The organism is Nocardia sp. NPDC005998, from assembly GCF_040614395.1.
In the GTDB taxonomy this organism is placed as follows: domain Bacteria; phylum Actinomycetota; class Actinomycetes; order Mycobacteriales; family Mycobacteriaceae; genus Nocardia.
In genome coordinates this window covers 149,679-176,620 of the sequence record NZ_JBEXUI010000017.1, presented here as the reverse complement: position 1 = coordinate 176,620, position 26,942 = coordinate 149,679, and the positions used below count along the sequence as shown (strand labels likewise).

Annotated in this window: 24 protein-coding genes and 1 tRNA gene; 16 read left to right on the top strand and 9 right to left on the bottom strand. The window is 66.6% G+C overall.

Annotated elements, in window-relative coordinates; translation table 11 throughout:
* From ABZ293_RS23255 to ABZ293_RS23240, 4 genes are all read left to right on the top strand, one after another.
* Positions 1-852, top strand: an 852-nt coding sequence (locus tag ABZ293_RS23255) for an AMP-binding protein (protein ID WP_355183694.1), incomplete at its 5' end; no start/stop codon positions are given.
* A 181-nt stretch (positions 853-1,033) separates the two neighbouring features.
* Positions 1,034-2,293, top strand: a complete 1,260-nt coding sequence (gene nhaA, locus ABZ293_RS23250; protein WP_355183721.1) for a Na+/H+ antiporter NhaA — start codon at positions 1,034-1,036, stop codon at positions 2,291-2,293.
* Entirely contained in the window at positions 2,290-2,790 is a 501-nt protein-coding gene (locus tag ABZ293_RS23245) for a phage holin family protein (RefSeq protein WP_355183692.1), read from the top strand. The genes nhaA and ABZ293_RS23245 overlap by 4 nt, the downstream gene beginning before the upstream one ends.
* Before the next feature lie 72 nt (positions 2,791-2,862).
* The gene (locus tag ABZ293_RS23240; RefSeq protein ID WP_355183690.1) at positions 2,863-3,798 is read left to right on the top strand and encodes an alpha/beta hydrolase; all 936 of its coding nucleotides are present in this window, start codon (positions 2,863-2,865) and stop codon (positions 3,796-3,798) included.
* 63 nt (positions 3,799-3,861) lie between these two features.
* Here ABZ293_RS23240 and ABZ293_RS23235 read toward each other — a convergent pair whose 3' ends face one another.
* From ABZ293_RS23235 to nth, 4 genes are read right to left on the bottom strand one after another with little or no spacing between them, the layout of a single operon-like run.
* Positions 3,862-5,055 carry a MarP family serine protease gene (locus ABZ293_RS23235; RefSeq protein WP_355183688.1) on the bottom strand — a complete coding sequence of 398 codons (1,194 nt, stop codon included), beginning with the start codon at positions 5,053-5,055 and terminating at the stop codon, positions 3,862-3,864.
* A complete protein-coding gene (locus ABZ293_RS23230; RefSeq protein WP_354960407.1) occupies positions 5,052-5,771 on the bottom strand; it encodes a CoA pyrophosphatase in 720 nt (239 codons plus the stop codon). The genes ABZ293_RS23235 and ABZ293_RS23230 overlap by 4 nt, the downstream gene beginning before the upstream one ends.
* Positions 5,768-6,394 carry a TlpA disulfide reductase family protein gene (locus tag ABZ293_RS23225; RefSeq protein WP_355183719.1) on the bottom strand — a complete coding sequence of 209 codons (627 nt, stop codon included), beginning with the start codon at positions 6,392-6,394 and terminating at the stop codon, positions 5,768-5,770. The genes ABZ293_RS23230 and ABZ293_RS23225 overlap by 4 nt, the downstream gene beginning before the upstream one ends.
* Before the next feature lie 5 nt (positions 6,395-6,399).
* Positions 6,400-7,107, bottom strand: coding sequence for an endonuclease III (gene nth, locus ABZ293_RS23220; protein WP_354960410.1), 708 nt, complete (start codon positions 7,105-7,107; stop codon positions 6,400-6,402).
* A gap of 217 nt (positions 7,108-7,324) precedes the next feature.
* Between nth and ABZ293_RS23215 the strand changes: the two genes are divergently transcribed.
* Complete coding sequence (locus ABZ293_RS23215; protein WP_040686056.1) at positions 7,325-7,567, top strand: hypothetical protein; 243 nt, start codon at positions 7,325-7,327, stop codon at positions 7,565-7,567.
* Positions 7,568-7,714: 147 nt separating this feature from the next.
* Entirely contained in the window at positions 7,715-8,389 is a 675-nt protein-coding gene (locus tag ABZ293_RS23210) for a Crp/Fnr family transcriptional regulator (protein ID WP_011206875.1), read from the top strand.
* Between the two features lie 145 nt (positions 8,390-8,534).
* Here ABZ293_RS23210 and ABZ293_RS23205 read toward each other — a convergent pair whose 3' ends face one another.
* Genes ABZ293_RS23205 through ABZ293_RS23195 form a run of 3 tightly spaced genes read right to left on the bottom strand, consistent with a single transcriptional unit; the run spans position 8,535 to position 10,002 of the window.
* On the bottom strand, positions 8,535-9,323 hold the full coding sequence (locus tag ABZ293_RS23205; protein ID WP_355183686.1) for an MBL fold metallo-hydrolase: 789 nt from the start codon (positions 9,321-9,323) through the stop codon (positions 8,535-8,537).
* Between the two features lie 42 nt (positions 9,324-9,365).
* A complete protein-coding gene (locus ABZ293_RS23200) occupies positions 9,366-9,824 on the bottom strand; it encodes a RidA family protein (RefSeq protein ID WP_355183684.1) in 459 nt (152 codons plus the stop codon).
* Between the two features lie 16 nt (positions 9,825-9,840).
* Positions 9,841-10,002: a DUF4177 domain-containing protein gene (locus ABZ293_RS23195; RefSeq protein ID WP_085998464.1), complete on the bottom strand. Its 162-nt coding sequence runs from the start codon at positions 10,000-10,002 to the stop codon at positions 9,841-9,843.
* 180 nt (positions 10,003-10,182) lie between these two features.
* Here ABZ293_RS23195 and ABZ293_RS23190 point away from each other — a divergent pair, with 180 nt between their 5' ends.
* Together ABZ293_RS23190 and ABZ293_RS23185 are read left to right on the top strand one after the other, a co-directional pair.
* Complete coding sequence (locus ABZ293_RS23190; RefSeq protein ID WP_355183718.1) at positions 10,183-11,202, top strand: ArsA-related P-loop ATPase; 1,020 nt, start codon at positions 10,183-10,185, stop codon at positions 11,200-11,202.
* Positions 11,199-12,338 (top strand): ArsA family ATPase, encoded by a 1,140-nt coding sequence (locus ABZ293_RS23185; RefSeq protein WP_355183681.1) that lies wholly within the window; start codon positions 11,199-11,201, stop codon positions 12,336-12,338. Before ABZ293_RS23190 ends, ABZ293_RS23185 begins: the two co-directional genes overlap by 4 nt.
* Positions 12,339-12,453: 115 nt before the next feature.
* On the opposite strand, the gene ABZ293_RS23180 is transcribed toward ABZ293_RS23185, so the two are convergent.
* Complete coding sequence (locus tag ABZ293_RS23180) at positions 12,454-12,777, bottom strand: WhiB family transcriptional regulator (protein WP_330251089.1); 324 nt, start codon at positions 12,775-12,777, stop codon at positions 12,454-12,456.
* Between the two features lie 368 nt (positions 12,778-13,145).
* Here ABZ293_RS23180 and ABZ293_RS23175 point away from each other — a divergent pair, with 368 nt between their 5' ends.
* Positions 13,146-15,518, top strand: a complete 2,373-nt coding sequence (locus tag ABZ293_RS23175) for a transglycosylase domain-containing protein (RefSeq protein WP_355183680.1) — start codon at positions 13,146-13,148, stop codon at positions 15,516-15,518.
* A gap of 74 nt (positions 15,519-15,592) precedes the next feature.
* On the opposite strand, the gene ABZ293_RS23170 is transcribed toward ABZ293_RS23175, so the two are convergent.
* Positions 15,593-16,057, bottom strand: a complete 465-nt coding sequence (locus ABZ293_RS23170; protein ID WP_354960401.1) for a GatB/YqeY domain-containing protein — start codon at positions 16,055-16,057, stop codon at positions 15,593-15,595.
* Between the two features lie 198 nt (positions 16,058-16,255).
* Here ABZ293_RS23170 and ABZ293_RS23165 point away from each other — a divergent pair, with 198 nt between their 5' ends.
* From ABZ293_RS23165 to ABZ293_RS23135, 7 genes are all read left to right on the top strand, one after another.
* Positions 16,256-17,218, top strand: a complete 963-nt coding sequence (locus ABZ293_RS23165) for a metallophosphoesterase (RefSeq protein ID WP_355183678.1) — start codon at positions 16,256-16,258, stop codon at positions 17,216-17,218.
* Between the two features lie 49 nt (positions 17,219-17,267).
* Positions 17,268-18,563: a hypothetical protein gene (locus ABZ293_RS23160; RefSeq protein ID WP_355183677.1), complete on the top strand. Its 1,296-nt coding sequence runs from the start codon at positions 17,268-17,270 to the stop codon at positions 18,561-18,563.
* Positions 18,564-18,623: 60 nt separating this feature from the next.
* Positions 18,624-18,697: transfer RNA gene (locus ABZ293_RS23155), tRNA-Pro, on the top strand.
* 541 nt (positions 18,698-19,238) lie between these two features.
* Positions 19,239-19,946, top strand: coding sequence for a GntR family transcriptional regulator (locus tag ABZ293_RS23150; RefSeq protein ID WP_355183675.1), 708 nt, complete (start codon positions 19,239-19,241; stop codon positions 19,944-19,946).
* Positions 19,947-19,956: 10 nt separating this feature from the next.
* The gene (uca, locus tag ABZ293_RS23145) at positions 19,957-23,640 is read left to right on the top strand and encodes an urea carboxylase (RefSeq protein WP_355183673.1); all 3,684 of its coding nucleotides are present in this window, start codon (positions 19,957-19,959) and stop codon (positions 23,638-23,640) included.
* A complete protein-coding gene (gene atzF / locus ABZ293_RS23140) occupies positions 23,637-25,370 on the top strand; it encodes an allophanate hydrolase (RefSeq protein WP_355183671.1) in 1,734 nt (577 codons plus the stop codon). The genes uca and atzF overlap by 4 nt, the downstream gene beginning before the upstream one ends.
* Positions 25,371-25,475: 105 nt before the next feature.
* On the top strand, positions 25,476-26,714 hold the full coding sequence (locus tag ABZ293_RS23135) for an FAD-dependent monooxygenase (protein ID WP_355183669.1): 1,239 nt from the start codon (positions 25,476-25,478) through the stop codon (positions 26,712-26,714).
* The last annotated feature ends 228 nt before the right edge of the window (positions 26,715-26,942 follow it).

Sequence of the window (26,942 nt, the reverse complement as noted above, 5' to 3'; positions counted from 1 at the left end):
GGCAAGGAGATTCCCGGCGCCCACGATCTGTCCAGCATCCGGCTGCTCGGCAGCGTCGGCGAGCCGATCAATCCGGAGGCCTGGCGCTGGTACCGGGAGGAGATCGGCGCGAGCACCGCACCCATTGTGGACACCTGGTGGCAGACCGAGACCGGTTCGATCATGATCTCCCCGCTGCCTGGCGTCACCGCCGCGAAGCCGGGCGCCGCGATGACACCGCTGCCCGGTATCTCGGCCAAGGTCGTCGACGAGGAGGGCAGGGCGGTCCAGCTCGGCGAGACCGAGGCCAATGGCTACCTGGTGCTCGATCAGCCGTGGCCGTCGATGCTGCGCGGCATCTGGGGCGATATGGAGCGCTACCGGGCCACCTACTGGGAGCGCTACGCCGAACGGGGCTGGTACTTCGCCGGTGACGGCGCCAAGCTCGACGCCGACGGCGATCTGTGGGTGCTGGGCCGCGTCGATGATGTGATGAACGTCTCGGGTCACCGCATCTCCACCGCCGAGGTGGAGTCCGCGCTCGTCGGCCACTCCGGGGTCGCCGAAGCCGCGGTCGTCGGTGCCAGCGACGTCACCACCGGACAGGGCATCGTCGCATTCGTCATCCTCACCGCCGAGGCCAAGGACACCGGCGACGCCCTGGTCGACGAACTGAAGGCGGAGGTGTCGCGGGAGATCAGCCCGATCGCGCGGCCGCGGGAGATCCACGTGGTGCCGGAGCTGCCCAAGACCCGCAGCGGCAAGATCATGCGGCGACTGCTGCGTGATGTCGCGGAGGGCCGCGAACTGGGCGATACCTCGACGCTGGTCGATCCGAACGTCTTCGAGGCGATTCGGGCCAGTCGCGCCTGAGTCGGCGCACCGAAAACGGCACATCGTACGGCCGGTGACGGACTTCGTCACCGGCCGTACCCGTTAGAATTGCGTAAGGTGTGCCGGGAAGCCTGGTCGGCATGCGGTCGTGTAGCTGAAAGCCGAATCGGTTGGCTTGCGCGTCCGCAGCCACGCCCACCCTGCCGGAAGGTTTCCCGTGATCACCCAAGTGCGCTCGGAGCTCACGCGCTACCTACGCACCGAAACCGTTGGTGGTGCAATACTTCTGATCGCGGCCGCGGCCGCGTTGCTGTGGGTGAACTCGCCATGGGGCGCCAGCTACGTCACCCTCACCGAAACCGTCCTGCCCATCAGGGCACTGCATCTGAACCTCACCGTCGCGGAGTGGACCAAGGACGGTCTGCTGGCGGTCTTCTTCTTCGTCGCGGGGCTGGAGCTCAAACGCGAGCTGGTGGTCGGTGAACTCGCCGATCCCAAGCGGGCCGCGCTGCCGATCATCGCCGCGGTCGGTGGCGTGGTCACTCCGGCACTGATCGCGCTGACGGTCGGATTCGGCGTCGAGGGTATGGACCGGGGCTGGGCCATTCCGGTGGCGACCGATATCGCCTTCGCACTGGCCGTGCTCGCCATGACCGGTTCCAGGATTCCGGCGAGTGCGCGGGTGTTCCTGCTCAGTCTGGCGGTGGTCGACGATCTGATCGCCATCATCCTGATTGCGGTGCTGTTCACCACGACGCTGTCGGCGCTGTGGCTGCTGGCCGCGGCGGCCTGTTTCGCGGGCTGGGCGCTGGCCCAGCGCAAGCGGATCTCCACGCCCCTGGTGTATCTGCCGCTGGCACTGGTCTCCTGGTACGCGCTGCACGAGGCGGGCATCCATCCGACCCTGGCCGGTGTCGCGCTCGGCCTGCTGACCAGGGTGCGCAAGGACCCGGGTGAGGCGCAGGCTCCGGCAACGCGGCTCGAACACCTGATCCAGCCGATCTCGGCCGGACTGTGCGTACCGCTGTTCGCCCTGTTCGCCTCCGGAGTTCCGTTGGACGGCAAGGTCTTCCAGCAGCTGGTCAGCGACCGGCTGGCGCTGGCCATCATTCTCGGATTACTGCTGGGCAAGACCCTCGGCATCTTCGGGATCAGCTGGGTGGCAATCCGATTGGGCATCGCCAAGCGTCCGGCGAGTCTGGGCTACCGAGACATGTTCGCCCTCTCGGTGCTCGGCGCGATCGGCTTCACCGTTAGCCTCTTGGTGGCAGAACTCGCGCTGGCGGACGTAGGCGATGGCTCGGCCGTCGAATTGGCGAAGGCCGCGGTGTTGGTGACATCAATGACGGCGTCGCTCGCGGGTTCGGCGCTACTGTTGCGGCGTGGGCGTGTCCACCAGGCGCGGCGGGATGCGCGTGCGATAGAACGAGAGAGCGAGGCCGATACAGTGCCGGGACAGGGAGAAGGGTCGACCAAGTGAGTTTCACAAACGGCGGTAACGGGGACGAGTCGCGTCGCGGCCGCACTGTCACCTCGATTCCCCTCTCGGATACCGATCCCGTCGGATCGGCGAGCTTCGGCACCCTGGTCCGTGATGCCACCGAACAGATGTCGACGCTGGTGCGCGCCGAGGTCGAACTGGCCAAGGCCGAGGTGACCGGTGAGATCAAGAAGGGCCTGCAGGGCAGCGTCTACTTCATCCTCGCGCTGACCGTCCTGCTGTTCAGCACCTTCTTCTTTTTCTTCTTCCTCGGCGAGCTGCTCGATGTGTGGCTGGCGCGCTGGGCGGCGTTCCTGATCGTGTTCCTGTTGATGATCGTCGCGACGCTGGTGCTCGCACTGCTCGGCTATCTGCGGGTCAAGAAACTGCGGGCACCGGAGAAGACGATCGATTCGCTCAAGCAGGCGCGCAGCGTGCTGCCGAGTGGGTTCGGCTCGCATGAGGAACACCTCGCACTCGAGCAGCCGACGAAGTAGAACGCGCGGCGCGGCCGGGTCCGGCTGCGCCGACTAGGCGGCGAGGCAGCCACCACACTAGGCTCGATCGGCGTGTCGTCGAACTCGTTTCCCGATCCGTCCAGCGTCCGTTACGACGGACCGTGGACGCATCGGGACGTGCATGCCAACGGCATTCGCTTCCACGTTGTCGAGGCGGCGCCGGACCGCAGGGATGCACCGCTGGTCGTGCTGCTGCACGGATTCGCCGACCTCTGGTGGTCCTGGCGACATCAGCTGACCGGACTCGCCGATCTGGGCTACCACGCGGTCGCGGTGGATCTGCGCGGCTACGGCGACAGCGATAAACCGCCGCGCGGCTATGACGGCTGGACGCTGGCGGGCGATATCGCCGGACTCATCCGCGCCATGGGCTACTCCGAGGCCACACTGGTCGGCCATGCCGACGGCGGATTGGTCTGCTGGACGACCGCGGTGCTGCACCCGCGGCTGGTGCGCTCGATCGCGCTGGTGAGTTCCCCGCATCCGGTCGCGCTCAAGAGCGCGGTGCTGCGGGATCGGCGTCAGCGCCGGGCCTGGCTGCCCAATTTCCTGCGCTATCAGCTGCCCCGGTACGGCGAACATCTGCTCACCACCGGCAGTGGCTTCGAGGTCGAGCGGCTGCTGCGCCAGCGGGTGAGCCGAAACTGGTCGGACAGCGCCGAATTCATCGATACAGCCAACCGGATGCGCTCGGCCATCCAGATCCCGGGCGCGGCGCACTGTGCCCTGGAATATCAGCGCTGGGCCTTCCGCAGCCAGTGGCGTCCGGACGGGCGCCGCTTCATGGCCACCATGCGCCAGCCGATCCGCATCCCGGTTCTCGCGATGCGCGGTGAACTCGACGGCTACCTGCTACCGGCAACCTTCCAGGCCGGCCGACGCTGGTCACCACAGCGGCGGCAAGTCGTGATCCCGGGTGCGGGCCACTTTGCCCACCAGGAGAATCCGGACGCGGTCACCGCCGAGCTGGCCAAGTTGCTCGGCTGACACCGATCCCAGGGGCCGATCGCACGGACACAGGGGTGGTCGCACCCCTGTGTCCGTCGTCGATCAGCTCAGGACGCACGCACCGGTATCCACCGCCATGACCGAGGCCGTCGCGGCATCGAGTTGCGGCCGGACCTCGGCCAGTGTCAGGACGTATCCGGTGTCGTCGTCGGTCACCGCGGCACCGAATACGATGCCGAGCGCGCGGCCATCGGTATCCACCAGCGGCCCACCGGAATTGCCCGCGCGCACCTGTCCGCGGACCGTGTAGACCTCGCGTTCGACGGTGCCGTTGCGGTAGATCGTCGGTCCGGTCAGGTCCAGTGTTTCGCGGATGCGAGCCGCGCTGGCGGTATACCGGCCGCCACCCGGATAGCCGAGCACGATGGCATTCTCACCCGAGCGCGCGGCCGTCGGCGCCTGCTCGACCACCGGGGCGTTGAGCCCCGGCACCGCGAGGATCGCGACGTCCTTGGAGGGATCGAACAGCACGACCGAAGCGTTCAGCGGACCGCCGACGGCATCCACCGTAATGCTGGTGGTTCCGGCGACCACATGGGCGTTGGTCACTATCCGCTCGGGCGCGATCACGAAGCCGGAGCCCTCCAGTGCGCGCTGGCAGCTCGGCGCGACGCCGCGGATGCGCAGGACGCTCTGCTGTAGCGAAGCCGCCACCGGACTGGTCAGGACGCTCGGGTCCGGGGGTTCGACGGCCGCGATCGGGGCGCGGCCGAAGGGACCGATGACGTCCGGGAGCCCGGAAGTGTTGAGCAGCTTGGAGAATTCGTTGGGCAGGCGGCGCAACCAGTTCGGGGAGACCTCGTTGACGTCGGCCAGCACCTTCGAACCATTGATGGCCGAGGCGATGGCGGGCTGCGAGGAGGTGGCCAGCGGCAGTGCCAGCAGCCATGCGGTGACCAGCACCGCCACCGCTTGCAACAGCGCACCGATGACGCTGTCCACACTGCGGGTGAACGGATGGCGCATACCGCCGCGCGCGGCCCGGCCCAGAACCATGCCCGCGACCTCGCCGACAATGACCAGCAGCACGATCAACAGCACGCCGGTGAGCACCCGCGGTCTGCCCTCGTTGACGTGGATCAGAATGTGCGGCGCAATGAGAATGCCCGCGACCGCGCCGAGCACGACGCCGAGGAAGGCCAGGGCGGAGGCCACCGCGCCCTGCCGCCAGCCGGAGGAGGCAGCCAGCAGTGCGAGCAGGACCACCGCGATATCGAGCCAAGCCGATGAGGTCATAACGTCATCCCTACGGCCGCAAGCGCGGTCTCTAGATCACGGACATCGCTGTGGTCCCATTCCCGTTCCCACCCGGCGGCCTTGCAGATTCCGGCCAGAATGCCGCCGGTCAGCCCCCACACCAGCATGCCGTCGACCTGGAAAGCCGCGCTCTGATAGCCGAGGCTGCCGCGCACCATGAAGCGGTTCGCCGGTTCCAGCAGGTCGGCCAGCGGCACCCGCACGACCCGTTCGGTCTCGGTCTGATTGACCACCTGGACCGCCCGCGGGGTGTGCCAGTAGGCCACCACCGGGGTCACATCGAAGCGGGACGGGGGCACAAACAGTTTCGGCAGCACGGCGAAGGGTTCTACGCCATCGCGCGCCAGCCCGGTCTCTTCACAGGCCTCGCGCAGCGCGGTGTCGATCGGTCCGGAGTCGCCGGGATCGACGGCACCGCCCGGAAAGGCGACCTGACCGCGGTGCTGGCGCATGGTCGACGCGCGCTGGGTGAGCAGCACATCCGCGTCGGCGGGCAGGCCGCCGGGGGCGTCGGGATCCGGTTCGGGCGAGCCGCTGAACAGCACGAGGACGGCCGCCTGCCGTGGCGTGCTGTTGACGATCATCGCCCGCCGCAACGCGCGTGCCAAGGTCAACGTGTCGGTGGCGTCGGTATTCGGGTCCGCCGCCCGGCGCAGCCACTTCGGGATGCTGTCGGGCGTGGGGATCTCGGTCATGCCGCAACTCCCAGCTTGTTCGCGACCGTATCGGCGATATCGTCGACGCCGGTGAAGGCGCGCACGACCACCTCGGCGACCGAACCATCGGCACGCAATAGCACCGATACCGGTAGCACCGCGGGCGCGCCCACCGCGGTGCGGACCTTGGCGCGCGGATCGAGCACGCCGGGCAATGTCACCCGCAAATCGGTCAGCAACGCGAGCGCCCTCGCCTCATCAGGATCGCTGTGCACGGTCAGCACGGTAATCGCGTTTCCGGCGCGTCGCGCGTACTCCTGGACATCCGGCAACTCTTTGGCGCACGGTCCACACCAGTACGCCCACAGGTTCAGCAGTGCCGGCTTACCCGCAAGCGCGGCCGCCAGATCGACCGGCTTTCCGTCGGCCAGACAGCCGAGGCCGAGTCCGGCAAGCGGCCCGTGCCCCACCGCATCCGCCGCTGGCACTGGACATTGGGTAAGTCCGGCGGCACTGCGAGCGGTGAGTGCGGCCGTTGTCCCGGAATTCGCCAGATGGTCGCTGCCCGCCGCGGTGTCGTCGCCATTGCGCGGCCACAGTGCGACCGCCGAAGCCACCACGATGATCAACCCTGCCAGCGCCAAGCGCGCCCAGACAGGTATCCGTCTCACCGGCCCACCAGCTCGAGCAGATGCTCCGCCTCCGGACCCTTCACCAGCTTGGCCGCGGCCTCCGGATCGGTCGGCCCGGCCCCGAACGACGGGCAGTCCTTGGCCAGAATGCAGGCACCGCATGCGGGTTTGCGGGCATGACAGACCCGGCGCCCGTGGAAAATCACGCGATGGGACAGCATCGTCCATTCCTTGCGCTCGATCAGCTCACCGATGGCGTGCTCGACCTTCACCGGATCTTCCTCGGTGGTCCATGCCCAGCGGCGCACCAATCGGCCGAAATGGGTGTCGACTGTGATGCCGGGCACCCCGAAGGCGTTGCCGAGGATGACGTTGGCAGTTTTGCGGCCGATGCCGGGCAACTGCACCAATTCCTCGAGGGTGTGAGGCAATTCACCGTCGTGACGTTCGACCAGTGCCTGTCCGAGCCCGATCAGGGAACTGGTCTTATTGCGGAAGAAGCCGGTCGGCCGGATGTATTCCTCCAGCTCAGCGCGGTTCGCCTCGGCGTAGGCGCGGGCATCGCGGTACTTGGCGAATAGTGCGGGTGTGGTCAGATTCACCCGTTCATCTGTGCACTGCGCGGAAAGGATTGTGGCGACCGCCAATTCGAGCGGAGTGGTGAAGTCGAGTTCACAGTGCGCGTTCGGAAAAGCCACCGCGAGCGCACGGTCCATCCGGCGGGCTCTTCGGGTCAGGCCCAGTTGGGTTTCCGCTTGTCGCGCTCGGGATTTGCGTTTCGGAACGGGGACCGCGGCGGGTTGCGCATCGGTCGCCTCGGCGGCAGGGGAAGGCCCGCTGACGGCGGCTGTGGAGGGGGAGACACGCACCCGTCCACCATACGGAACCACGCGACAACGGTGCCCTCCTAGATCTCTTGCCGTGTTCCATCTGAGACCTAGACCGTGTTTACTGCTCGTCATGCAAGGACTCGCTGTGGTGCTCTTCCCAGTGGTGCTGATGCTGTTTGCACTGGGCATGGAGCGGGTCGAGAATCGGCTCCGCAAACTTCTCGAACCCGACGAAGAGGTTCAGCAGTACCTGGACAAGGCAAGCAACGCCGAAGTGAAGGAGCTGACGAAGCTCGGACTGCCCGCCGCGGTGGCACGGATGCGCAGGCGCCGGTCCCGTGGCGAAGAACTGGACGTCGCACGCGCCAGCTGAAAGCCCTACCAACCGGTACCTGGCACGGCGCGCAATCCACTCGTTACGTGGTGTCTGTCACTACGCTGCTCTGATGCCGCGTAGACTGCGCTGTTGGCCGATTCGCTTCGGTCCAGGACAGAGCCATTTCCCATAAGGAGCACATTCGTGGACGAGGCCCTCGCCAGAGCAGGCATCTTCCAAGGCGTAGAGCCCACCGCGGTGGCGGCTCTAGCCAAACAACTGCAGCCCGTGGATTTTCCGCGCGGACATGTCATCTTCAACGAGGGCGAGCCAGGCGACCGGTTGTACATCATCACCTCGGGCAAGGTGAAGATCGGACGGCGTTCCCCGGACGGCAGGGAGAACCTGCTGACCATCATGGGCCCGTCGGACATGTTCGGTGAGCTGTCGATCTTCGACCCGGGTCCGCGTACCTCGACCGCGACCACCGTGACCGAGGTGCGCGCGGTCACCATGGACCGTGACGCACTCAAGTCCTGGATCGACCAGCGGCCCGAGATCGCCGAGCAGTTGCTCCGCGTCCTCGCCCGCCGTTTGCGCCGCACCAACAACAACCTTGCCGACCTGATCTTCACCGATGTTCCCGGCCGGGTCGCCAAGGCATTGCTGCAGCTCGCACAGCGGTTCGGTACCCAGGAGGCCGGTGCGCTGCGGGTCACCCACGACCTCACCCAGGAGGAGATCGCCCAACTGGTCGGCGCCTCCCGCGAGACCGTGAACAAGGCGCTCGCCGACTTCGCGCATCGCGGCTGGCTGCGCCTGGAGGGCAAGAGCGTGCTGATCTCCGACTCCGAGCGCCTGGCCCGCCGCGCGCGCTGACGCTCGACCGATATTGGCGACCGGATATCCGGCCGCCGCATTGCCGTGCTGCAGTGAATGTAGGCCGCGGCACAAATACGAAAGCACGCTGAGTTCAGCGCTCCACTGAACTCAGCGTGCTGTTGTGTTCTCCCGACGCCTAGTTCTACTCGGCGCGCAGATACTCGAGCTGCGCCTCTACCGAACTGCGCGCGGCCAGCCACAGTCGCTTGTCGACATCGGCATAGACCTTGCGCACCACCGCCATCGCGCCCGCGTTCGGACCGAGGACGCGCAGCGCCTCCCGCACTTGGTCGAGACGCTCTTGCCGATGCGCGATGTAATACCGGGCGATCGGCTCCAGATCGGGGTGATCCGGACCGTGCGCCGGTAGCAACGCACGTCCCGCGCCCACCTCGACCAGTCTGTCCAGCGATGCCAGGTAGTCGGCGAGGGTGCCGTCGCTGGAATCCAGCACGGTGGTGCCGGAGCCGAGGATGGTGTCACCGGTCAGCACCGCGTCGTCGAGGACGAAGCTCACCGAATCCTTGGTGTGGCCAGGGGTGTCGAGGACGGTGATCCGGAGACCGGCCGCCTCGATCACCTCGCCGTCGAGCAGCGGTGCGTCGGCGCCGTGCAGGAAGTCGGCGGTCCTGGCCCGCACCGGAGTACCCGTCAGCTGGACCAGCCGGTCGATGCCGCCGGTGTGGTCGTGATGCCGATGGGTGATCAGGGTGAGCGCGATATTGCCGTCGGTGGCGCGGGCGATGGTCTCGCTGTGCGCCGTATCCTTCGGTCCCGGATCGACGACCACATACTCCGATTGCCCCGGGGCGCGCAACAGCCAGGTGTTGGTGCCCTCCAGCGTCATCTGGCCCGGATTGTCCGCGAGTACGACCGCCGCGGTCGGCGTGACCTGGCGCAGCTGGCCGTATGCGGGATGGGTGAGCGTCATAGGAGTACCCCAGTCGATCGAAAACCTTGCCTGCGAACCTGTCTAGCGCACTTCCGCGATCAGTTCGACCTCGACGGGGGTGTTGCGGGGCAGCTCGGCAACGCCGACCGCGGAGCGCGCGTGCACGCCCGCATCACCGAAGACCGCACCGAGCAGCTCCGAGGCACCATTGATGACCTGCGGCTGATCGGTGAATCCCGGTGCAGAGGCGACGAATCCGACGACCTTGACGATCCGCACCACCGCATCGAGCCCGACCAGATCGTGTACTGCGGCGATCGCGTTCAGCGCGCAGAGCTTCGCCGCCTCCTTGGCCTGCTCGAGCGAGACCTCGGCGCCGACCTTGCCGGTCGCCGAGAGCTGCCCGTCCACGAACGGCAGCTGCCCGGAGGTGTAGACGAGCGAGCCGGTCCGGATCGCCGGAATATATGCGGCGACCGGGGCCACCACCGGCGGCAGGGTCAGGCCGAGCTGGGCGAGATTCTTCTCCCACTGTGTCATTTCCGAATCCCTTCGCTTACTTGGGGCGCTTGAGGTAGGCGACGTGCTGTTCGCCGGTCGGACCCGGGAGCACGGTCACCAGCTCCCAGCCATCGGCGCCCCACTGGTCCAGGATCTGCTTGGTCGCATGCGTGAGCAGCGGAACGGTGGCGTATTCCCACACCTTCGAATCACTCATGTCCGAGACTGTATCTGTGCTGGATTTGCCGCGCCTTCGGCGCGGCGTGTTGGCGGCCCGCGAGACATGCACGTCTCACTGTCTGGGACGGAGCGGCTCAAAAACCGACTAGTAACCATATCGCTGGGGCGTGATCTGAGGACGGGTTATAGGCTCGCGATCGTGGGAGTACCAACAGCAGTGCCCATTTCGGCGGAGCCGGGGCCAGAAACGGGTTGGCCGGAGCGCGCGGATAAGGCCCGCTTGCACTACGTCTCCGGCAAAGGGGGAACCGGCAAGTCGACGGTCGCTGCGGCGCTCGCGCTCGCGCTGGCCGCGGGCGGACGGCGGGTGCTGTTGGTAGAGGTGGAGAGCAGACAGTCCATTGCCCAGCTCTTCGATCTGCCACCGTTGCCGCCCACCGAGACCAGGATCGCTACCGCGGACGGTGGCGGTGAGGTAGTCGCGCTGGCACTCGATATCGAGCACGCCTTTCTCGAATACCTCGATATGTTCTACAACTTGGGCTTCGCCGGGCGGGCCATGCGCCGGGTCGGCGCCATCGAATTCGTCACCACGATCGCACCCGGTCTGCGCGATGTCATCCTGACCGGAAAGATCAAGGAATGCGCGGTCCGGGTAGATAAGCAGGGCAAGCCGGTATTCGACGAAATCGTCGTCGACGCGCCGCCGACCGGACGGATCGCCAGCTTCCTCGATGTCACCCAGGCCATGGTCGAAGTGGCCAAGGGCGGGCCGATAGCCTCGCAAGCCGAGGGCGTTTCGAATCTGCTGCACTCCGATCAGACGATGATCCACCTGGTCACCCTGCTAGAGGCGCTGCCGGTGCAGGAAACCGCCGACGCCGTCGCCGAGCTCACCGCCAATGACCTACGCATCGGCACCGTCATCGTGAACCGCACGACCAAGGGCCAGCTCCCGGCCGAGGTGCGCAATAGGGCCGCGCGCGGTGATATCGACCGCGACGCCATTCGCGCCGGCCTCACCGAGGCCGGAATCTCGCTGCCGGATCAGGACTTCCAGGGTCTGATCACCGAAACCATCGAGCACGCGACCACTCTGCAGGCACAGGACGATAGCGCCGCCGAACTCGCGAAGGTGGATGTGGCGCGGATATATCTGCCCGCACTCGCCGACGGCATGGATCTGGGCGGCCTATATGAACTGGCCGAACATCTGAGTAAGCAGGGGGTCCGATGAGCAGCCCGAATGTGGCAGCGCCACTGGATATTTCGCGGATCATCGACGATCCCACTGCGCGGGTGGTGGTCTGCTGTGGCTCCGGCGGCGTGGGCAAGACGACCACTGCTGCCGCCATCGGACTGCGCGCGGCGGAACAGGGCCGCAAGGTCGTGGTGCTCACCATCGATCCCGCACGGCGACTGGCCCAGTCACTCGGTGTCGCCGATCTGGACAATAGCCCGCAGCGGGTGGCACTCGGCCCCGAGGCCAAGGGCGAACTACACGCGATGATGCTCAATATGCGTCGCACCTTCGACGATATGGTGCTCGAGCACACCAGTCCGGAGAAGGCGGAGCAGATTTTCGCCAACCCCTTCTATCAGACGGTCGCGTCCTCCTTCGGCGGCACGCAGGAGTACATGGCGATGGAAAAGCTGGGCCAGCTGGCCGCGCGCAAGGAGTGGGACCTCATCGTGGTCGATACTCCCCCGTCCCGCAACGCACTGGATTTCCTCGACGCGCCCAAGCGCCTTGGGAACTTCTTGAACGGCAGGATGATCCGGGTCATCATGGCCCCCGGTCGCGGTGTCACCCGATTGGTTACCGGTGCGATGAGCCTGGCCGTGCGCGCTGTGTCGACCATTGTCGGCGGGCAGATGCTCAAGGACGCGTCGAACTTCCTGCAGTCGCTGGAATCGCTGTTCGGCGGCTTTCAGGATCGCGCGGACCGGACCTACGCGATGCTGTCCAAGCCGAGCACACACTTCCTGGTGGTCGCGGCGGCCGAACCGGACGCACTGCGCGAGGCGTCGTTCTTCGTCGACCGCCTCTCGACCGAACGCATGCCGCTGGCCGGATTGGTACTGAATCGAACCCATCCGGTGCTCAGCGCATTGCCCGCCGATCACGCGCTGACCACCGCCGATCAGCTGGCCGAATCCGATCCGCTCACCGCCGCGGTGCTGCGCATCCACGCGCAGCGGGTCGCCACCGCCAAGCGCGAACAGCATCTGCTGCACCGGTTCACCGGCGCGCATCCGCGGGTGCCGATCGCCTCGGTGACCGCGCTGCCCTTCGAGGTCTCCGATCTGGAGGCACTGCGCGCGGTGGGTGTTCAGCTCACCGATGCGCATACGGTCGAGGTAACCGCCTGATCGTGACGTCCGAGCCGAAATCGCTTGGGCCACCGTAGCATTCTGATGCTGGATTGATATAGACCCACTAACGGAACCGAGCCCGCAAGCGCGGGCTCGGTTCCATTTTCCAGGGTTAGATTGCTACTTGATGCTGACGCTGAGCCTGGAAAAAGTCCGCCCAGGACGTCACCTCCGGGTGCTGCTTGAGCAACGCACGACGCTGCCGTTCGGTCATTCCACCCCACACGCCGAACTCGACTCGATTGTCGAGCGCATCGGCCCCACACTGCATCAGCACCGGGCAGTGCCTGCAGATCGTCGCCGCCTTGCGCTGCGCCGCGCCACGCACGAACAGTTGATCAGGGTCTACTTCCTTGCATCGAGCCTGGGCAACCCAGGCGATCCTTGCTTCGGCCTGCTCCACGTCCAATCGAGCGATGGGGGTTGTCATGTGCATTTGGTGTGCCCCTTTGCAGTCCGAACACCGGGTCAACGGCGCTCCAGAATCGCGTGTCAGTACGCAGCAACCCAAACCCCGCTGCGAACTGCACCACATTCCACTTTGAGTGTTAGCTCTATCACACTGGGTTCTCAATCTAGGTAAAGGTATGGCCTCTGCGCAAGACCGTCCCGAGACTTTTTGGTACGTCCGTCCATGCAAACGTGATCGAGAACCGGGCGGTCGACCCGACAGGTGGTTCGCCCTTCAACGACACGCGGGATTCCATCTCGCGACACGCCGATTCGGGCAGGCGAACCGCCAGATCCGAGGGACTGACAAACACACCCGAGAGCGCTGGATCGGCACCCCGTAGTCTTGGCATCGTGCCGATCACACATACGCTCGCGAGGCTGTGCGGCAGCTGCGCGCTGGCCGCCGTGCTCGTCGCCGGGTTGTTGTTCCCTCTCGCAGGCGGTTTCGGGTTCGTCTCCAACCGTGCCGCCGACGCCGTCGACAATGTGTCCTCAGAACTGGTGGAGGGCACCGTCCCCGCCGTCTCGACCATGGTCGATATCAATGGAACGCCCATCGCCTGGCTGTACGAGCAGCGCCGTTTCGAGGTCCCAAGCAACATGATCTCCAACGACATGAAGTTGGCGATCGTCTCCATCGAGGACCGGCGCTTCGCCCAACACGAAGGCGTGGACTGGCAGGGCACGCTACGCGCATTCCTCACCAATACGAGCAGCGGTGAGGTGCAGCAGGGTGCGTCCACCCTCGACCAGCAGTATGTGAAGAACTTCCAGCTGCTCGTCGTTGCGAAGACCGATGCCGAGCGTCGGGCCGCCATCGAGACCACCCCGGCGCGCAAGCTGCGCGAGATCCGGATGGCGCTCACCCTGGACCGGGAGCTGACCAAGGACGAGATCCTCACCCGCTACCTGAACCTCGTCCCGTTCGGAAATGCCTCCTACGGCATCCAGGACGCGGCGCAGACCTACTTCGGCGTCGACGCGGTGAACCTGAATGTGCCGCAGTCGGCGATGCTGGCCGGCATGGTGCAGTCCAGCTCGAAGCTGAACCCCTACACCAATTCCGAGGGCGTGCTGCAGCGGCGCAATACCGTGCTGGACACCCTGATCCAGAACATCCCCAGCCGCGCCGAGGAGTTCCGCAAGGCCAAGACCGAACCGCTCGGCGTGCTGCCCGAGCCGAAGGGACTACCGCGCGGCTGCATCGCCGCCAACGACCGCGGCTTCTTCTGCGATTACGCAATGCAGTATCTGGCCGATGCCGGCATCAGCCGCGAACAGATCAATACCGGCGGCTATACGATCAGGACCACTCTCGATCCGGCTCTACAGGATTCGGTGAAGCGGTCGGTCACCGAGGCCGCGAACCCGAACCTCGACGATGTCGCCCAGGTCATGTCGGTGGTCGGACCGGGACAGGATTCGCATCCGCTGCTCGCCATGGCCAGCAGCCGCACCTACGGCCTGAACCGCAATGCCAACGAAACGGTGCAGCCGCAGCCGTATTCAATGGTCGGTGACGGCGCAGGCTCGATTTTCAAGCTCTTCACCACGGCCGCCGCCATGGAGAAGGGCATGGGTATCAATGCCCAGCTCGATGTGCCGGGCCGGTTCGAGGCGAAGGGCATGGGTAACGGTGGTGCGCGCGGCTGCCCGCCGGCCACCTACTGCGTGCAGAACGCGGGCAATTACAAGTCGCCGATGTCGGTGACCGAGGCGCTGGCCACCTCGCCGAATACCGCGTTCGTCAAGCTGATCCAGGCCGTCGGCGTCACCCCGACGGTCGATATGGCGGTACGCCTCGGCATGCGCTCCTACACCGAGGCGGGCACCTCTGGGCACGGCAACCAGAGCCTCGCGGACATGATCAAGGACCAGAACCTGGGCTCGTTCACCCTCGGCCCGGTCGCGATCAACCCGCTCGAACTCTCGAATGTGGCCGCCACCTTGGCTTCCGGCGGCCGGTGGTGCCCGCCGTCGCCGATCAAGGAGGTGATCGACCGCTCCGGCCGGACGGTGCCGCTCACCCAGCAGGCCTGCGAACAGGTCGTCGACCCCGGACTGGCGAACACCCTGGCCAACGCGATGAGCCAGGACGACATCAGCGGTACCGCCGCCGGTGCCGCGCGGGCCACCGGCTGGAATGCGCCGCTGTCGGCCAAGACGGGAACCACCGAGAGCCACCGCTCCTCGGCCTTCGTCGGCTTCACCAACTCGCTGGCGGCCGCGGCCTATATCTATGGCGACAGCCCGACGCCGGGCGAGATCTGCTCGTTCCCGCTGCGCGGCTGCGGCGACGGCAATCTCTTCGGTGGTAACGAACCCGCGCGCACCTGGTTCAACGCGGTCAAGCCGGTGCTCGGGAACTTCCCGCCGCCCGCACTGCCGCCGCTGGACGATAAATATGTGCGCGGGTCGAATCAGGCCCAGGTCCCCGATGTCACCAATATGTCACAGGGCCAGGCGACTGCCGCCCTGGTGGCGGCTGGCTTCCAGGTCTCGCCGGTGAACGGTCCCGGTGCGCCGCCGAAGGGGACGGTGATGGGGACCGCGCCGAATGGATCGGCGATTCCCGGGTCGGTGATCACGATCTATATCAGTGATGGGACGCAACGGGTCCCGACGCCCGCGCCCGGCCCCGCCGCGCCACCGGGAGTTCCGATTCCGGGCCTGCCCGGCATCCCCGGGTTCCCGAGTATCCCGGGATTCCCGGCCCCCCGATAGCGCCTCGACAAGATGAAACCGCCGACCCGGATTGATCCGGGTCGGCGGTTTCATTTATCCGTCTCGGACAGGTGCTACAGGCGCGCCTTCACGGCGGCCGAGAGCCGCGCACCATCGGCCTTGCCCGCGGCGATCGCGGTGGCGGCCTTCATGACCTGGCCCATCTGTCGCATGCCCGGCCGCTCGCCGAGTTCCTGGGCGACCTGGGCGATCGCGGTGTCGGCCACATCGGCGACCTCCGCGTCGGTGAGCTGGCTCGGCAGATATTCATCGATGATGCGCGCCTCGGCATGCTCATTGGCGGCCAGTTCGCCACGCCCGGCCTGGGTGTAGACCTCGGCCGATTCGCTGCGTTTCTTCGCCTCTTTCTGCAGCACGGCAATGACCTCGGCGTCGGAGAGTTCCCGCGCCTGTGCGCCCGCCACCTCGGCGGTCTGGATGGCGGCAAGCAACATCCTGAGGGTGGCGAGGCGCAGCGTGTCCTTGGCTTTCATCGCGGCGGTCATATCCGCGCGCAGCTGCGATTTGAGTTCCGACATGTGCCACACGGTAGCCGCTTCCCTGTTCCCGGCCCACTACATTTGGCGTCCTGTCGTATTGGCAATGCTCCCGGGGCCGCGGGTCCGAATTGACCGCACCACGCCGCTAGCGATTGCTTGCAGGTCGCTCGAAAGAACCTGCCTGCTTGTGCGGAAACACACTCGGCGTTCCGCACCGGGGTCACCTATGCTGGGCAAATGCCCGTAATCTCGACCGCCGCCATCCGACGAACCGCCTTGGGAGCCGCCGGGGCTGCGGTGGCTGGTATCGGCTACGCCTCGCTGATCGAACGAAACGCCTTCGTCCTGCGTGAGGCCACGATGCCGGTACTACAGCCGGGCTCGTCATCGCTACGGGTGCTGCACATCAGTGATCTGCACATGATGCCAGGTCAGAAGCTCAAGCAGCAGTGGCTGCGGGAGCTGGACCGGCTGGAGCCGGATCTGGTCGTCAATACCGGTGACAACCTGTCGCATCAGAAGTCGGTGCCCGCGGTGGTTCAAGCCCTCGGCGGCTTGCTTTCCCGCCCGGGCCTTTTCGTTTTCGGCAGCAATGACTACTTCGCGCCGGTGCCGAAGAATCCGGCGAAGTACTTCAAGAAGGACCACCGGCGGGTCTACGGCGCACCGCTGCCGTGGAAGGACCTGCGCGCGGCCTTCACCGAGCGTGGCTGGCTGGATCTGACCCACGTCCGCCGCGATGTCGAGGTCTCCGGTTTTCGGATCGCGAGCGCGGGCGTCGACGATCCGCATCTGCAGCGCGACCGGTACGACACCATCGCGGGCGCACCCAACCCGCTCGCCGTGCTGAGCATCGGCCTGACCCACTCGCCCGAACCCCGGGTACTGGACCGCTTCGCCGCGGACGGCTACGACCTGGTCATGGCCGGGCACACGCACGGCGGTCAGCTGTGCCTGCCCGGATACGGTGCGCTGGTCACCAACTGCGGTATCGACCGTTCGCGGGTGAAGGGCTCCTCCAAGTGGGGTGCGCACACCCAGTTGCACGTCTCCGCGGGTCTGGGCACCTCGCCGTGGGCGCCGTACCGCTTCTGCTGCCGCCCCGAGGCCACGCTGCTGACTCTGGTCGCCGCGCCGCCGACGCGTCCCAATGCCGATAGCGGCCAGGGCGTTTCACCCTCAGAAGCCATCGCACGCTGAGTTCGACTAAGGTCCCTTGCCGAGACTGACGTCAGGCAGGGGAACCAGTGTGAGTGATTTCGACGACCGGCGCGGCGAATCGACGGATTCGGGTCGGCCCGGGACGCCGCATCAGCAACAGCATTACGGCGCCGGACAATTCGGTCCTGCACTGGGACAGCCCGAGCATTCCACCCCCGCCGCTGACGCCCGGCCGGCGCAGGCGCACAACACATTCGGTGCGCCAGTACACCTGGATCCGCCGGCATCGCCGCCGGCCGGCGGTGCGCCGAACTGGCCCCACGACACCAATGACGCGGCGGGTTCCCTACAGTGGCAACCCGGCCACACCAGATCGACCCGAGCGGCAAGCGCGCAGGGACAATTCAAACCCACGACAGAGTGGGAACCCACAGCGATCGCCACGGCACCGCGCGCATCCACCTCGGCATCGCAGACCGGCCGAGGCCAGTACGGCTCAACAGCGCAATTCCAGGCCGGTGCAACAGCATTCGGGCCGCAGGGGCCGACGCGCGCGCCCCATGGACAAGACGTCGGCCTGAACGCGCTCTTCGGCGACCGCATCACACCGGACGCATTGCGCCCGAATCGCAGCCGGGACCGGCGCGGTATCGCCTTGGTCGCCGCCGCGGTGGCGGCGCTGGTGGTCGCGGGCGGAGTGACGGCGATCATGTTCGCCAATAGCGGCCCGGATAACACCTCCGCGCAGAATCCGGCACCATCGATGGTGAGCGCGCTCACGCCAACGGCGTCGCATACTCCGGCACACTCCAGCACCAGCCAGCCCAGCGCCCCGGCCAATCACGAAACCCCGGTCGTACCCGGCTATCAGGTGGTGGTGGCATCGGACCTCGGCGCCGCCTATGACGTGCCCGCCGACTGGACCGTGGCGCCCGACGGCAAGGTCGGCGGATTCGGCGAGCCGCCCAATGCCGTCACCGGTAAGGGCCTGGCAACCGAGGGGAAGAGCTACTGCCCCGGCTCCACCCGCACCGTGGCCTTCCTGACCGGTTCCCAGGACACCGATTCGGCAACCGCGGCAACCGAACTCGGCACCAGGACCGCCAAGATCGCGTACACGAACTCACCGGGTGGCACACCGAGCCCCGCACAGCCGCTGACCTCCCTCGACGGCTCCCAGCACGGCATGTTCGTGGAGACCAGGGGCACCGCCACCAAGGCCAATCCCGGCTGCGCGACGGAGTACGCCGTCTTCACCTTCGCCACCCCCACCGATAACGGCAGCTTCGTCATGGTGATCACCGCCGATACCGGCGTGCCCAATGCCGTCGATGCGGCGACCGCGCAGCGCATCTTCACCAGCATTCGACCTCATGAAGGGTGATTGACCTGCCGGTTTAACGTCTGGACCTGAGCTGTTGTAAGCTACTGCAGGTTCGATTCACGGGGTGTGGCGCAGCTTGGTAGCGCGCTTCGTTCGGGACGAAGAGGTCGCAGGTTCAAATCCTGTCACCCCGACTCGTGGTTGAGACGAACGGCTCCGCCCCCGGCCCTCGCAGGCCGGGGGCGGAGCTGTTTGCGCTGGTTGGCCCGACGGTACGGGGTCGGCCACCACACCGCGCAGGCGATGACCGCTAGTAGCCCGGATATCAGGGCCAGCAATCCGACGATCACGAACGCTTCCATCGCTACCTCCCGACACTGCTCGTAGGTGCACCCGGCGCCGAGGGCGGATCGCCACCGACGGACGGCGCGGGAGGGCTGTCGGCGGGTCATCTCCGCTGGCTCCGCTACCGCGCGCCGGGCCGCTCATCAGCCTGCTGCGGCAATGTGTCCTGCAGTGGCGCGGCGGCGTTGCCAAGGTGTTGCTGTCTGCTCCACCTCACTGTGCACCGCTGGTGAGAAGTTCCGGAAGGAGGCGCGCCGAGGACGGGACCGAATGACAGCATGGCTGTTCCGATATGTCCCTTGATGTCCCGTATGGGCGGTGAGCACACTCTTACCGCTTGCTAACTTGCGGACATCTCGACGAAACGCGAGGTCCATAGCGTATACACGCATGTCGACACGGGTGGCCACACAGGCGGATGCGGCGGGACGACCGTTGCGGGACGTGGTTTATACGACGCTGCGCGGCGAGTTGATGAACGGGGATATCAGGTTCGGCGTGCGCCTGACCGAACCCAAGCTGTCGGCTCGGTTCGGGATATCCAGGACGCCGATCCGCGAGGCGCTGACGGTGCTGTGCTCGGACGGGCTGTTGCAGCGCGAGGAGTACGGCTTCACCCCGGTGCGGCCGAGCATTCCACTGATCCGCGATCTCTATGAGCTGCGAATTACCTTGGAGCTCAGTGGAATTCAGCGGGCCATCGACAATCCGGCGGTAGTGCACGATCACGCGCTGCTCGCGGCCGAGCGGGAGGCCTGGCTGGTACTGCGGGCGGATCCGCCCGAGCAGGAGCCCGGTTTCGTGGTCCGGGACGAGGAATTCCACGTCGCCCTGCTGACGGCGGCGGGCAATGCCGAGCTGGTGCGCTCGTTGCAGGCGGTGAATTCCCGGATCCGGCATGTGCGGATGTACGACTTCATGGTCAACAACCGCATCGAGACCACCATCTCCGAACATCTGGGAATTCTGGATGCCGTACTGGCACAGGATCTTCCGCTGGCCTACCGGCTACTGCACACCCATATCGGCGAATCGCTCGATGTGGTCCTCGATCGGGTCACGCGGGCCATTGCCGCGATGTCCCTGGCAACTGAATAGGGAGATTCCGGTGGCACTCGAGTTCGATACCGTCCTGGTCGCCAATCGTGGCGAGATAGCCTGTCGGATCATGCGCACGGCCCGCGCATTGGGCCTGAAGACCGTTGCGGTTTACTCGGATTCCGACGCTGGTGCGGCACATGTCGAAATCGCCGACGTCGCGATATATCTGGGGCCGAGCCCGGCCGCCGAATCGTATTTGCGAGCGGATCGGGTGATCGATGCGGCATTGTCGACCGGTGCGGGCGCGATACATCCCGGATACGGGTTCCTTTCGGAGAATGCGGATTTCGCTACGGCCGTCACCGAAGCGGGTATTGCGTTCGTCGGGCCGACGCCGGAACAGCTGCGTATATTCGGCGATAAACACACCGCCCGCGAGACAGCCAGATCCGTTGGTGTGCCGCTGATTCCGGGCAGCGGGCTGCTCGAATCGGCCGAGCACGCGGTGGCCGAGGCCGAGCGCATCGGCTATCCGGTGATGCTCAAGGCGGTCGGTGGTGGCGGCGGTATCGGCATGCAGGCCTGCGGCAATGCCGATGAGTTGCGCGCGGCGTATCGGCGGGTGCAGCGGCTGGCCGCGACGAACTTCTCCTCGACCGGCGTCTTCCTGGAGCGGTTCGTGGCGCGGGCCAGGCATATCGAGGTACAGCTTTTCGGTGACGGTCGCGGCCGCGTGGTCAGTCTCGGCACCCGGGATTGTTCGCTGCAGCGGCGCAATCAGAAGGTGCTGGAGGAGGCGCCAGCGCCCGGGCTCCCGCCGGGGCTGTCCGAGCAGTTGCTCGCGGCCTCGCGTGAGTTGGCCAGGTCGGTCGGGTATCGGTCGGCTGGCACGGTCGAATTCGTTTATGACGTCGACCGCGGTGCGGCCTCATTCCTGGAGATGAATACCCGGCTGCAGGTCGAGCATCCGGTGACCGAGGCGGTGACCGGGGTCGATCTGGTCGAGTGGATGCTGCGGCTCGCGGGCGGGGACTCCGCGATGGTGGACGAACAGCCCGAGAGCGGACCGGCGATCACCGGCTGGGCGGTCGAGGCGCGGGTCTACGCCGAGGATCCGGGGCACGATTACCGGCCAAGTGCCGGATTGATCACCTCGGCGGCCTTCCCGGATCAGACCGCTCGCTCCGCGCCCGGTATTCGGGTCGATACCTGGATCGCCACGGGGACCGAGGTCAGCCCGTTCTACGATCCACTGCTCGCCAAGGTGATCGCATCGGGGTCGAGTCGCGATGCCGCCTTCGCGGAGTTGCGCGATGCGCTGGCCGCGACGCGGATCTATGGCGTCCAAACCAATCTCACCCAATTGCGTGCCGCCGGCGCCGATGCCGTCGTGCTCGGCGCCGAGCATGTCACGACCACGCTGGCCGATATCCGGCTCGCCGGGCAGCGCATCGATGTGTTGCGTGGCGGCACGATGACCACGATTCAGGACCATCCGGGTCGAATCGGCCTGTGGCAGGTCGGCATTCCGCCATCCGGTCCAATGGACGATCTCTCGTTCACCCTGGCGAATGCCGCCGTCGGAAACCCCGCGGGCGTACCGGCACTGGAATGCACACTGCAGGGTCCGCAGCTGCGCTTCGCCGATACCACCGTGGTGTGCGTGACGGGCGCGCAGACGCCGGTCACGATGGATGGACAGCCGGTTGCCATGTGGGAACCGGTGACCGTCCCGGCCGGATCAGTGCTCGATATCGGGGCACCCGCCGACGCCGGATTGCGCACCTACCTCGCGGTGCGCGGCGGCATCGATGCGCCGCTGTATCACGGTAGTGCCGCCACCTTCACCCTTGGCGGTTTCGGCGGCAGCACCGGCAAAGCCGTTGCGGCGGGCGATGTGCTGGGTGTTGTCGCGAATCGGACCGAACTCGATGCACCGCGCGCGGTGCCGGTCGACGAGCGACCCGAATTCACCCATATCTGGCAATTGGCCGTCGGAATCGGCCCGCAGACCTCACCCGCATACTTCACCGACGCGGATATGGACCAGTTCTATTCGCACCCTTGGAAAGTCGGCAGCCACGCGAATCGCACCGGCATTCGCCTGGAGGGGCCGAAGCCGACCTGGTCGCGCACCGATGGCGGCGATGCGGGACTGCATCCGTCGAATCTGCACGACAATCCCTACAGCGTTGGGACATTGAACGTCTCCGGCGATACCCCGATCCTGCTCGGACCGGACGGGCCGAGCCTCGGCGGCTTCGCCTGCCCGCTGACCGTGGTTTCGGCGCACCGCTGGAAACTCGGCCAGCTGCGCCCCGGTGACACCGTGCACTTCGTGCCCGTCGACGACGATCGCGCCACCGCGCTGCGCCGTTCGAATGCCGCCCGCGCCAGCGCCGATATCCCCGGCACCACCGGGGAGCTCACCGCGGCCCGGCGTCTGCGCACCGGTTCCGGCGCACCCGTCGGTCTGGACGATCGCGGCATCCTCGGCACGGTGGCGGCGGGCGCGGATCGCCCTCGGGTCGCCTATCTGCGCGGCGGCGATGACAATATCCTGGTCGAATACGGCGAGATGGTGCTGGATCTCGGACTACGCATGCGGGTGCACGCACTCGCGCAGGCGCTGGCCGACACCGGACTGCCCGGCATCATCGATGTGACACCGGGTGTGCGTTCACTGCATATCCACTTCGATCCCGATGTGCTGCCGCAGTATCGGTTGCTCGGCACATTGACCGAGCTCGAGCTCGAATTGCCGGCCACCCACGATCTCGTGGTGCCGAGCCGCACCATCCGGTTACCGCTGTCGTTCGACGATCCGTCCATCGTCGAGGCCATCGACCGCTACCGCAGCGGTGTCCGCGATACCGCGCCGTGGCTGCCCTCGAATACCGAATTCATCCGCCGCGTCAATGGACTCGACAGCGTCGAGGATGTCCGTGCCGCGGTCTTCGACGCCGAATATCTGGTGCTCGGCCTCGGGGATGTCTATCTCGGTGCGCCACTGGCGGTTCCGCTGGATCCGCGACATCGGCTGGTCACCACCAAATACAATCCGGCGCGCACCTGGACGCCATCGGATGCCGTCGGCATCGGCGGCAAATATCTCTGCGTGTACGGCATGGCGTCACCGGGCGGCTATCAGCTGATCGGCCGGACGGTGCCGATCTGGTCCAGCTACCGGCAATACGCGCCGTTCGAACCCGGCACCCCGTGGCTGTTCCGGTTCTTCGACCGGATCGTCTGGGAGCCGGTGACCGCCGAGCAATTGCTCGAGCAGCGTGCGGCCGCGGCGGCGGGACGTTTCGACGCCGAGGTCAGCGAGGGTACCTTCGCGCTCGCCGACCATCTGCGGATGCTCACCGAAAATGCCCCGGCCATAGCGGAATTCGAGACCAGACAGGCCATCGCGTTCGAGGCCGAGAAGCAGGCCTGGCGCGCCGCGGGAGAATTCGAGCGCAGCGCAACCGTCGCGAGCGCGCCGGAACCCGCCACCGACCCGCTGGCCGGATTGCCACCGGATGCGACCGTGGTCACCGCGCCGATGATCGGCAATGTCTGGCGGGTGGAGATCGAGGTGGGCCAGCGGCTCGGCGCGGGTGACCCGGTGGCCATCCTGGAAGCGATGAAATTGGAACTGCCGGTGCACAGCCCGGGCACCGGCACGGTATTGAAGGTGCTGGCCACCCCCGGCGCCAAGGTAGAACCGGGAACCCCACTAGCAGTGATCGGAGCCGCCGAATGACCTCGGGCGTCCTAGGTAATACCGAAATCCACGGCACGCCGACCGGGCGGGTCGCCGCCGCGTATCGGCGCATCGCCGAGGTCGATCGGCCGGAGGTGTGGATCACGCTGCGCGCGGAGGCGGATGTCGCTGCCGATGCCGCGGCCGTCGAGCGACGGCTCGCCGACGGCGAATCCTTGCCGCTGGCAGGGGTTTTGGTCGCGGTCAAGGACAATATCGATGTCGCGGGATTGCCGACCACCGCGGCCTGTCCGGAATTCGCCTACACCGCAGAGGTCACCGCGGCGGCGGTCGAGCGCTTGATCGCCGCGGGTGCCGTGGTGCTCGGCAAAACCAATCTGGATCAGTTCGCGACCGGACTGGTCGGGACGCGCAGCCCGTACGGCGCGGTCCGCCATGCCGAGAATCCGGAGTTGATCTCCGGCGGATCCAGTTCCGGGTCGGCGGTCGCGGTGGCATTGGGTATTGCCGATATCGGAATCGGCACCGACACAGCGGGTTCCGGACGCGTTCCGGCCGCACTGCACGCAATCGTCGGCATCAAGGCCACCTTGGGCATCATTCCGGCACACGGTGTCGTCCCGGCGTGTGCGGACTACGACGCCGTGACGGTCTTCGCCACCGATCTGGACCGAGCGGTCGCGGCCGCCGCGGTGATGGCCGGACCGGAGCCGCGGGATCCGCGCAGCCGGACTTGGCCCGCCGACGTTCCGCTCGCCGCACCGCAGGCACCTCGGCTCGCGATCCCCCGCGCCGCGGACCTCGCCGCGCTCAGCGAGCCGTACCGAGATGCCTTCGCCCGCACCGTATCCGCAGTGGCCAGCGCCGGTATGGCAACCGAAGAGGTGGATATTTCCGGGATGCTCGATGCCGCGCGGCTGCTGTACGACGGCGCGATCGTCGCGGAACGCTATGCGGCCGTCGGTACCTTCCTCGACACCGCACCGGCGAGCGCCGACCCGACCGTGACCGCGATCATCAAGGCCGCACGGGCCACGACCGGTCCCGGATTCGCGGCCGATCTGGATGCACTGGTCCGAGCCAAGGCCGCGGCCGCGCTGACGTTGCGGGGATTCGCCGGCCTGCTGCTCCCGACGACCACCGAGCATCCGAGTATCGCTGCGGTACAGGCGGATCCGGTCGAGATCAACCGCCGGATGGGCACCTACACGAACTTCTGCAATCTGCTCGATATGGCGGCGGTGGCCGTCCCCGGCCTGCCCACCGCGACCGGAGCACCGTTCGGGGTGATGGTCGTGACGCCCGCCTTCGCCGATCAGATCGCCATCGATATCGCCGCCCGCATCCTCGGCGATGACGACGCGCCAACACTGATCGACAGCGGTGTGGAGCTCGCCGTTTTCGGCGCACATCTGCGCGGTCAACTACTGCACTGGCAACTGGAGGAGATCGGCGCACGCTTCTGCGGGGAGGTCCGGACCACCGATGCCTACCGCCTGACCGCACTGGACACCACGCCCCCGAAACCGGGACTGGTGCGTCACGGTCCCGGACTCGGCGCGCCGATTCTCGGCGAACTGTTCCGGGTATCGGCGGCGGGCCTGGGCAGCTTCCTTGCCGCGCTACCCGCGCCAATGGCACTGACCAGCATCGATCTCTCCGACGGCCGTGCAGTCATCGGCTTCGCCTGCACCTACGACGCCGCCCGCACCGCCACTGACATAACCACCTTCGGCGGTTGGAAGGCCTATCTGCAAAGCCAGAACTAGCCCGCCACCTCGCTAAACGAATGTCTTACACATTTGTACTAGACAGACGTGCAACTCGTCTGTTAGACATATGTGCAAGACAAACGAGTCAGTGAGGAACAGATCATGAGCACCAACCACTCCGCCACCACCCAGCCTCGGATCCTCGTGTGCGGCGGCGGGATCGGCGGCAATGCCGTTGCCCTGCAGCTGCTGCGGGCCGGGATCCGGGCGACCGTGGTCGAGCGTGCCGCCGAGCCGCGACCGGGCGGGCAGGCCGTCGATCTGCGCGGCCCGAGCGTCGAGGTGGCGGAGCGGATGGGACTCATGCCCGGCATCCGCAAGTCCCAACTGGATGAGCGCGGCATGGTCTTCGTGGACAGCGAGGGCAAGGAGCTGCTGCGCATGCCCGCGGAGGTATTCGAGGGCAAGGGGGCGGTCGCCGAGATCGAGATCACCCGCGGTGATCTGAACCAGGTACTGCTCGATCTGCTCGCCGAGGCGGGCGGTGTGGACTACCGCTACGGCGAATGGGTCACCGAAATCAGCCAGAACGACGCGGGCGCCGATGTCACCTTCGCCTCCGGCACCACCGAGCGGTTCGACATCGTCATCGGCGCGGACGGACTGCATTCCGGGACCCGGCGCCTGGTCTTCGGACCGGAGGAGCAGTTCTCCACCTACCTCGGCGGCTACATGTCCTTCTTCACGCTGCCCACGCCCGTCTACGCGGAGCCGCACTGGATCGCGATGAACTCGCTGGTCGGCGCGACCGGTGTCGGACTGCGCCCGGATGCCGATCCGTCCACTTGCAAGGCGCTCGTGGTCATTCGCGACGAGGCGAATCCGGCACTGCGCCGCGACGTCGCGGCACAGCAGCAGCTCATCCGCGAGCGACTGGCCGACGGTGGCACGATCGCGAGCACCGTGTGCGACGCCATGGCTGAGGCAGATGACTTCTATTTCGACGAACTGGCCCGCATCGACGTCCCGAACTGGTCCAAGGGCCGGGTGGTGCTGCTGGGCGACGCGGGCTACTGCGGTTCGCCGCTCACCGGGCAGGGCACCGCGATGGCGCTGGTCGGCGCCTACGTGCTGGCCGGTGAAATCGCCTCGCACGCGACCGATCCCGCGCAGGCGCTGGCCCGCTACGAAGAGGTGCTGCGCCCGTTCGTGGCGACCGCCCAGGAACTGCCGCCCGGCGGGCTGCGCTCGATGACGCCGCAGTCCAAGTTCGGTATTCGCGCTGGTCTGTTCGTCAGCAAGCTGATGACCACCAAGATCATGAAGCCGCTGATGATGAAGATGCTCACCAAGACCGAGAGCTACGACCTGCCCGACTACTCGGTTCAGACCGTCGGCTGAACACCGCGCTTTGCGAGGACCGGCACCGTCCGGTCCTCGCATTTTGCCGCGACATTGTGCGGACCCACGGCGAACTTCGAACCGCCCGGCCGGGCCGGTCCCCCCTCGTGAACCGGCCCGGCCAATATCTGTGGATGGGATCGTCGGCGTGCACCCCGATGGTTACCTTCGGCAGTGGCGAGCGCAGGGTTCGCCGGTCAGCTCCGGGAAGAGCCATCCGAAATGGTT

What these genes read in the sequence shown, in the direction of transcription:
- ABZ293_RS23235 (WP_355183688.1), bottom strand. Translation starts at nt 5,055, where the DNA reads ATGACCTCATCGGCTTGGCTCGATATCGCGGTGGTCCTGCTCGCACTG.
- ABZ293_RS23230 (WP_354960407.1), bottom strand. Translation starts at nt 5,771, where the DNA reads ATGACCGAGATCCCCACGCCCGACAGCATCCCGAAGTGGCTGCGCCGG.
- ABZ293_RS23215 (WP_040686056.1), top strand. Translation starts at nt 7,325, where the DNA reads ATGCAAGGACTCGCTGTGGTGCTCTTCCCAGTGGTGCTGATGCTGTTT.
- ABZ293_RS23205 (WP_355183686.1), bottom strand. Translation starts at nt 9,323, where the DNA reads ATGACGCTCACCCATCCCGCATACGGCCAGCTGCGCCAGGTCACGCCG.
- ABZ293_RS23200 (WP_355183684.1), bottom strand. Translation starts at nt 9,824, where the DNA reads ATGACACAGTGGGAGAAGAATCTCGCCCAGCTCGGCCTGACCCTGCCG.
- ABZ293_RS23195 (WP_085998464.1), bottom strand. Translation starts at nt 10,002, where the DNA reads ATGAGTGATTCGAAGGTGTGGGAATACGCCACCGTTCCGCTGCTCACG.
- ABZ293_RS23185 (WP_355183681.1), top strand. Translation starts at nt 11,199, where the DNA reads ATGAGCAGCCCGAATGTGGCAGCGCCACTGGATATTTCGCGGATCATC.
- ABZ293_RS23180 (WP_330251089.1), bottom strand. Translation starts at nt 12,777, where the DNA reads ATGCACATGACAACCCCCATCGCTCGATTGGACGTGGAGCAGGCCGAA.
- ABZ293_RS23170 (WP_354960401.1), bottom strand. Translation starts at nt 16,057, where the DNA reads ATGTCGGAACTCAAATCGCAGCTGCGCGCGGATATGACCGCCGCGATG.
- ABZ293_RS23165 (WP_355183678.1), top strand. Translation starts at nt 16,256, where the DNA reads ATGCCCGTAATCTCGACCGCCGCCATCCGACGAACCGCCTTGGGAGCC.
- ABZ293_RS23150 (WP_355183675.1), top strand. Translation starts at nt 19,239, where the DNA reads ATGTCGACACGGGTGGCCACACAGGCGGATGCGGCGGGACGACCGTTG.
- atzF (WP_355183671.1), top strand. Translation starts at nt 23,637, where the DNA reads ATGACCTCGGGCGTCCTAGGTAATACCGAAATCCACGGCACGCCGACC.
- ABZ293_RS23135 (WP_355183669.1), top strand. Translation starts at nt 25,476, where the DNA reads ATGAGCACCAACCACTCCGCCACCACCCAGCCTCGGATCCTCGTGTGC.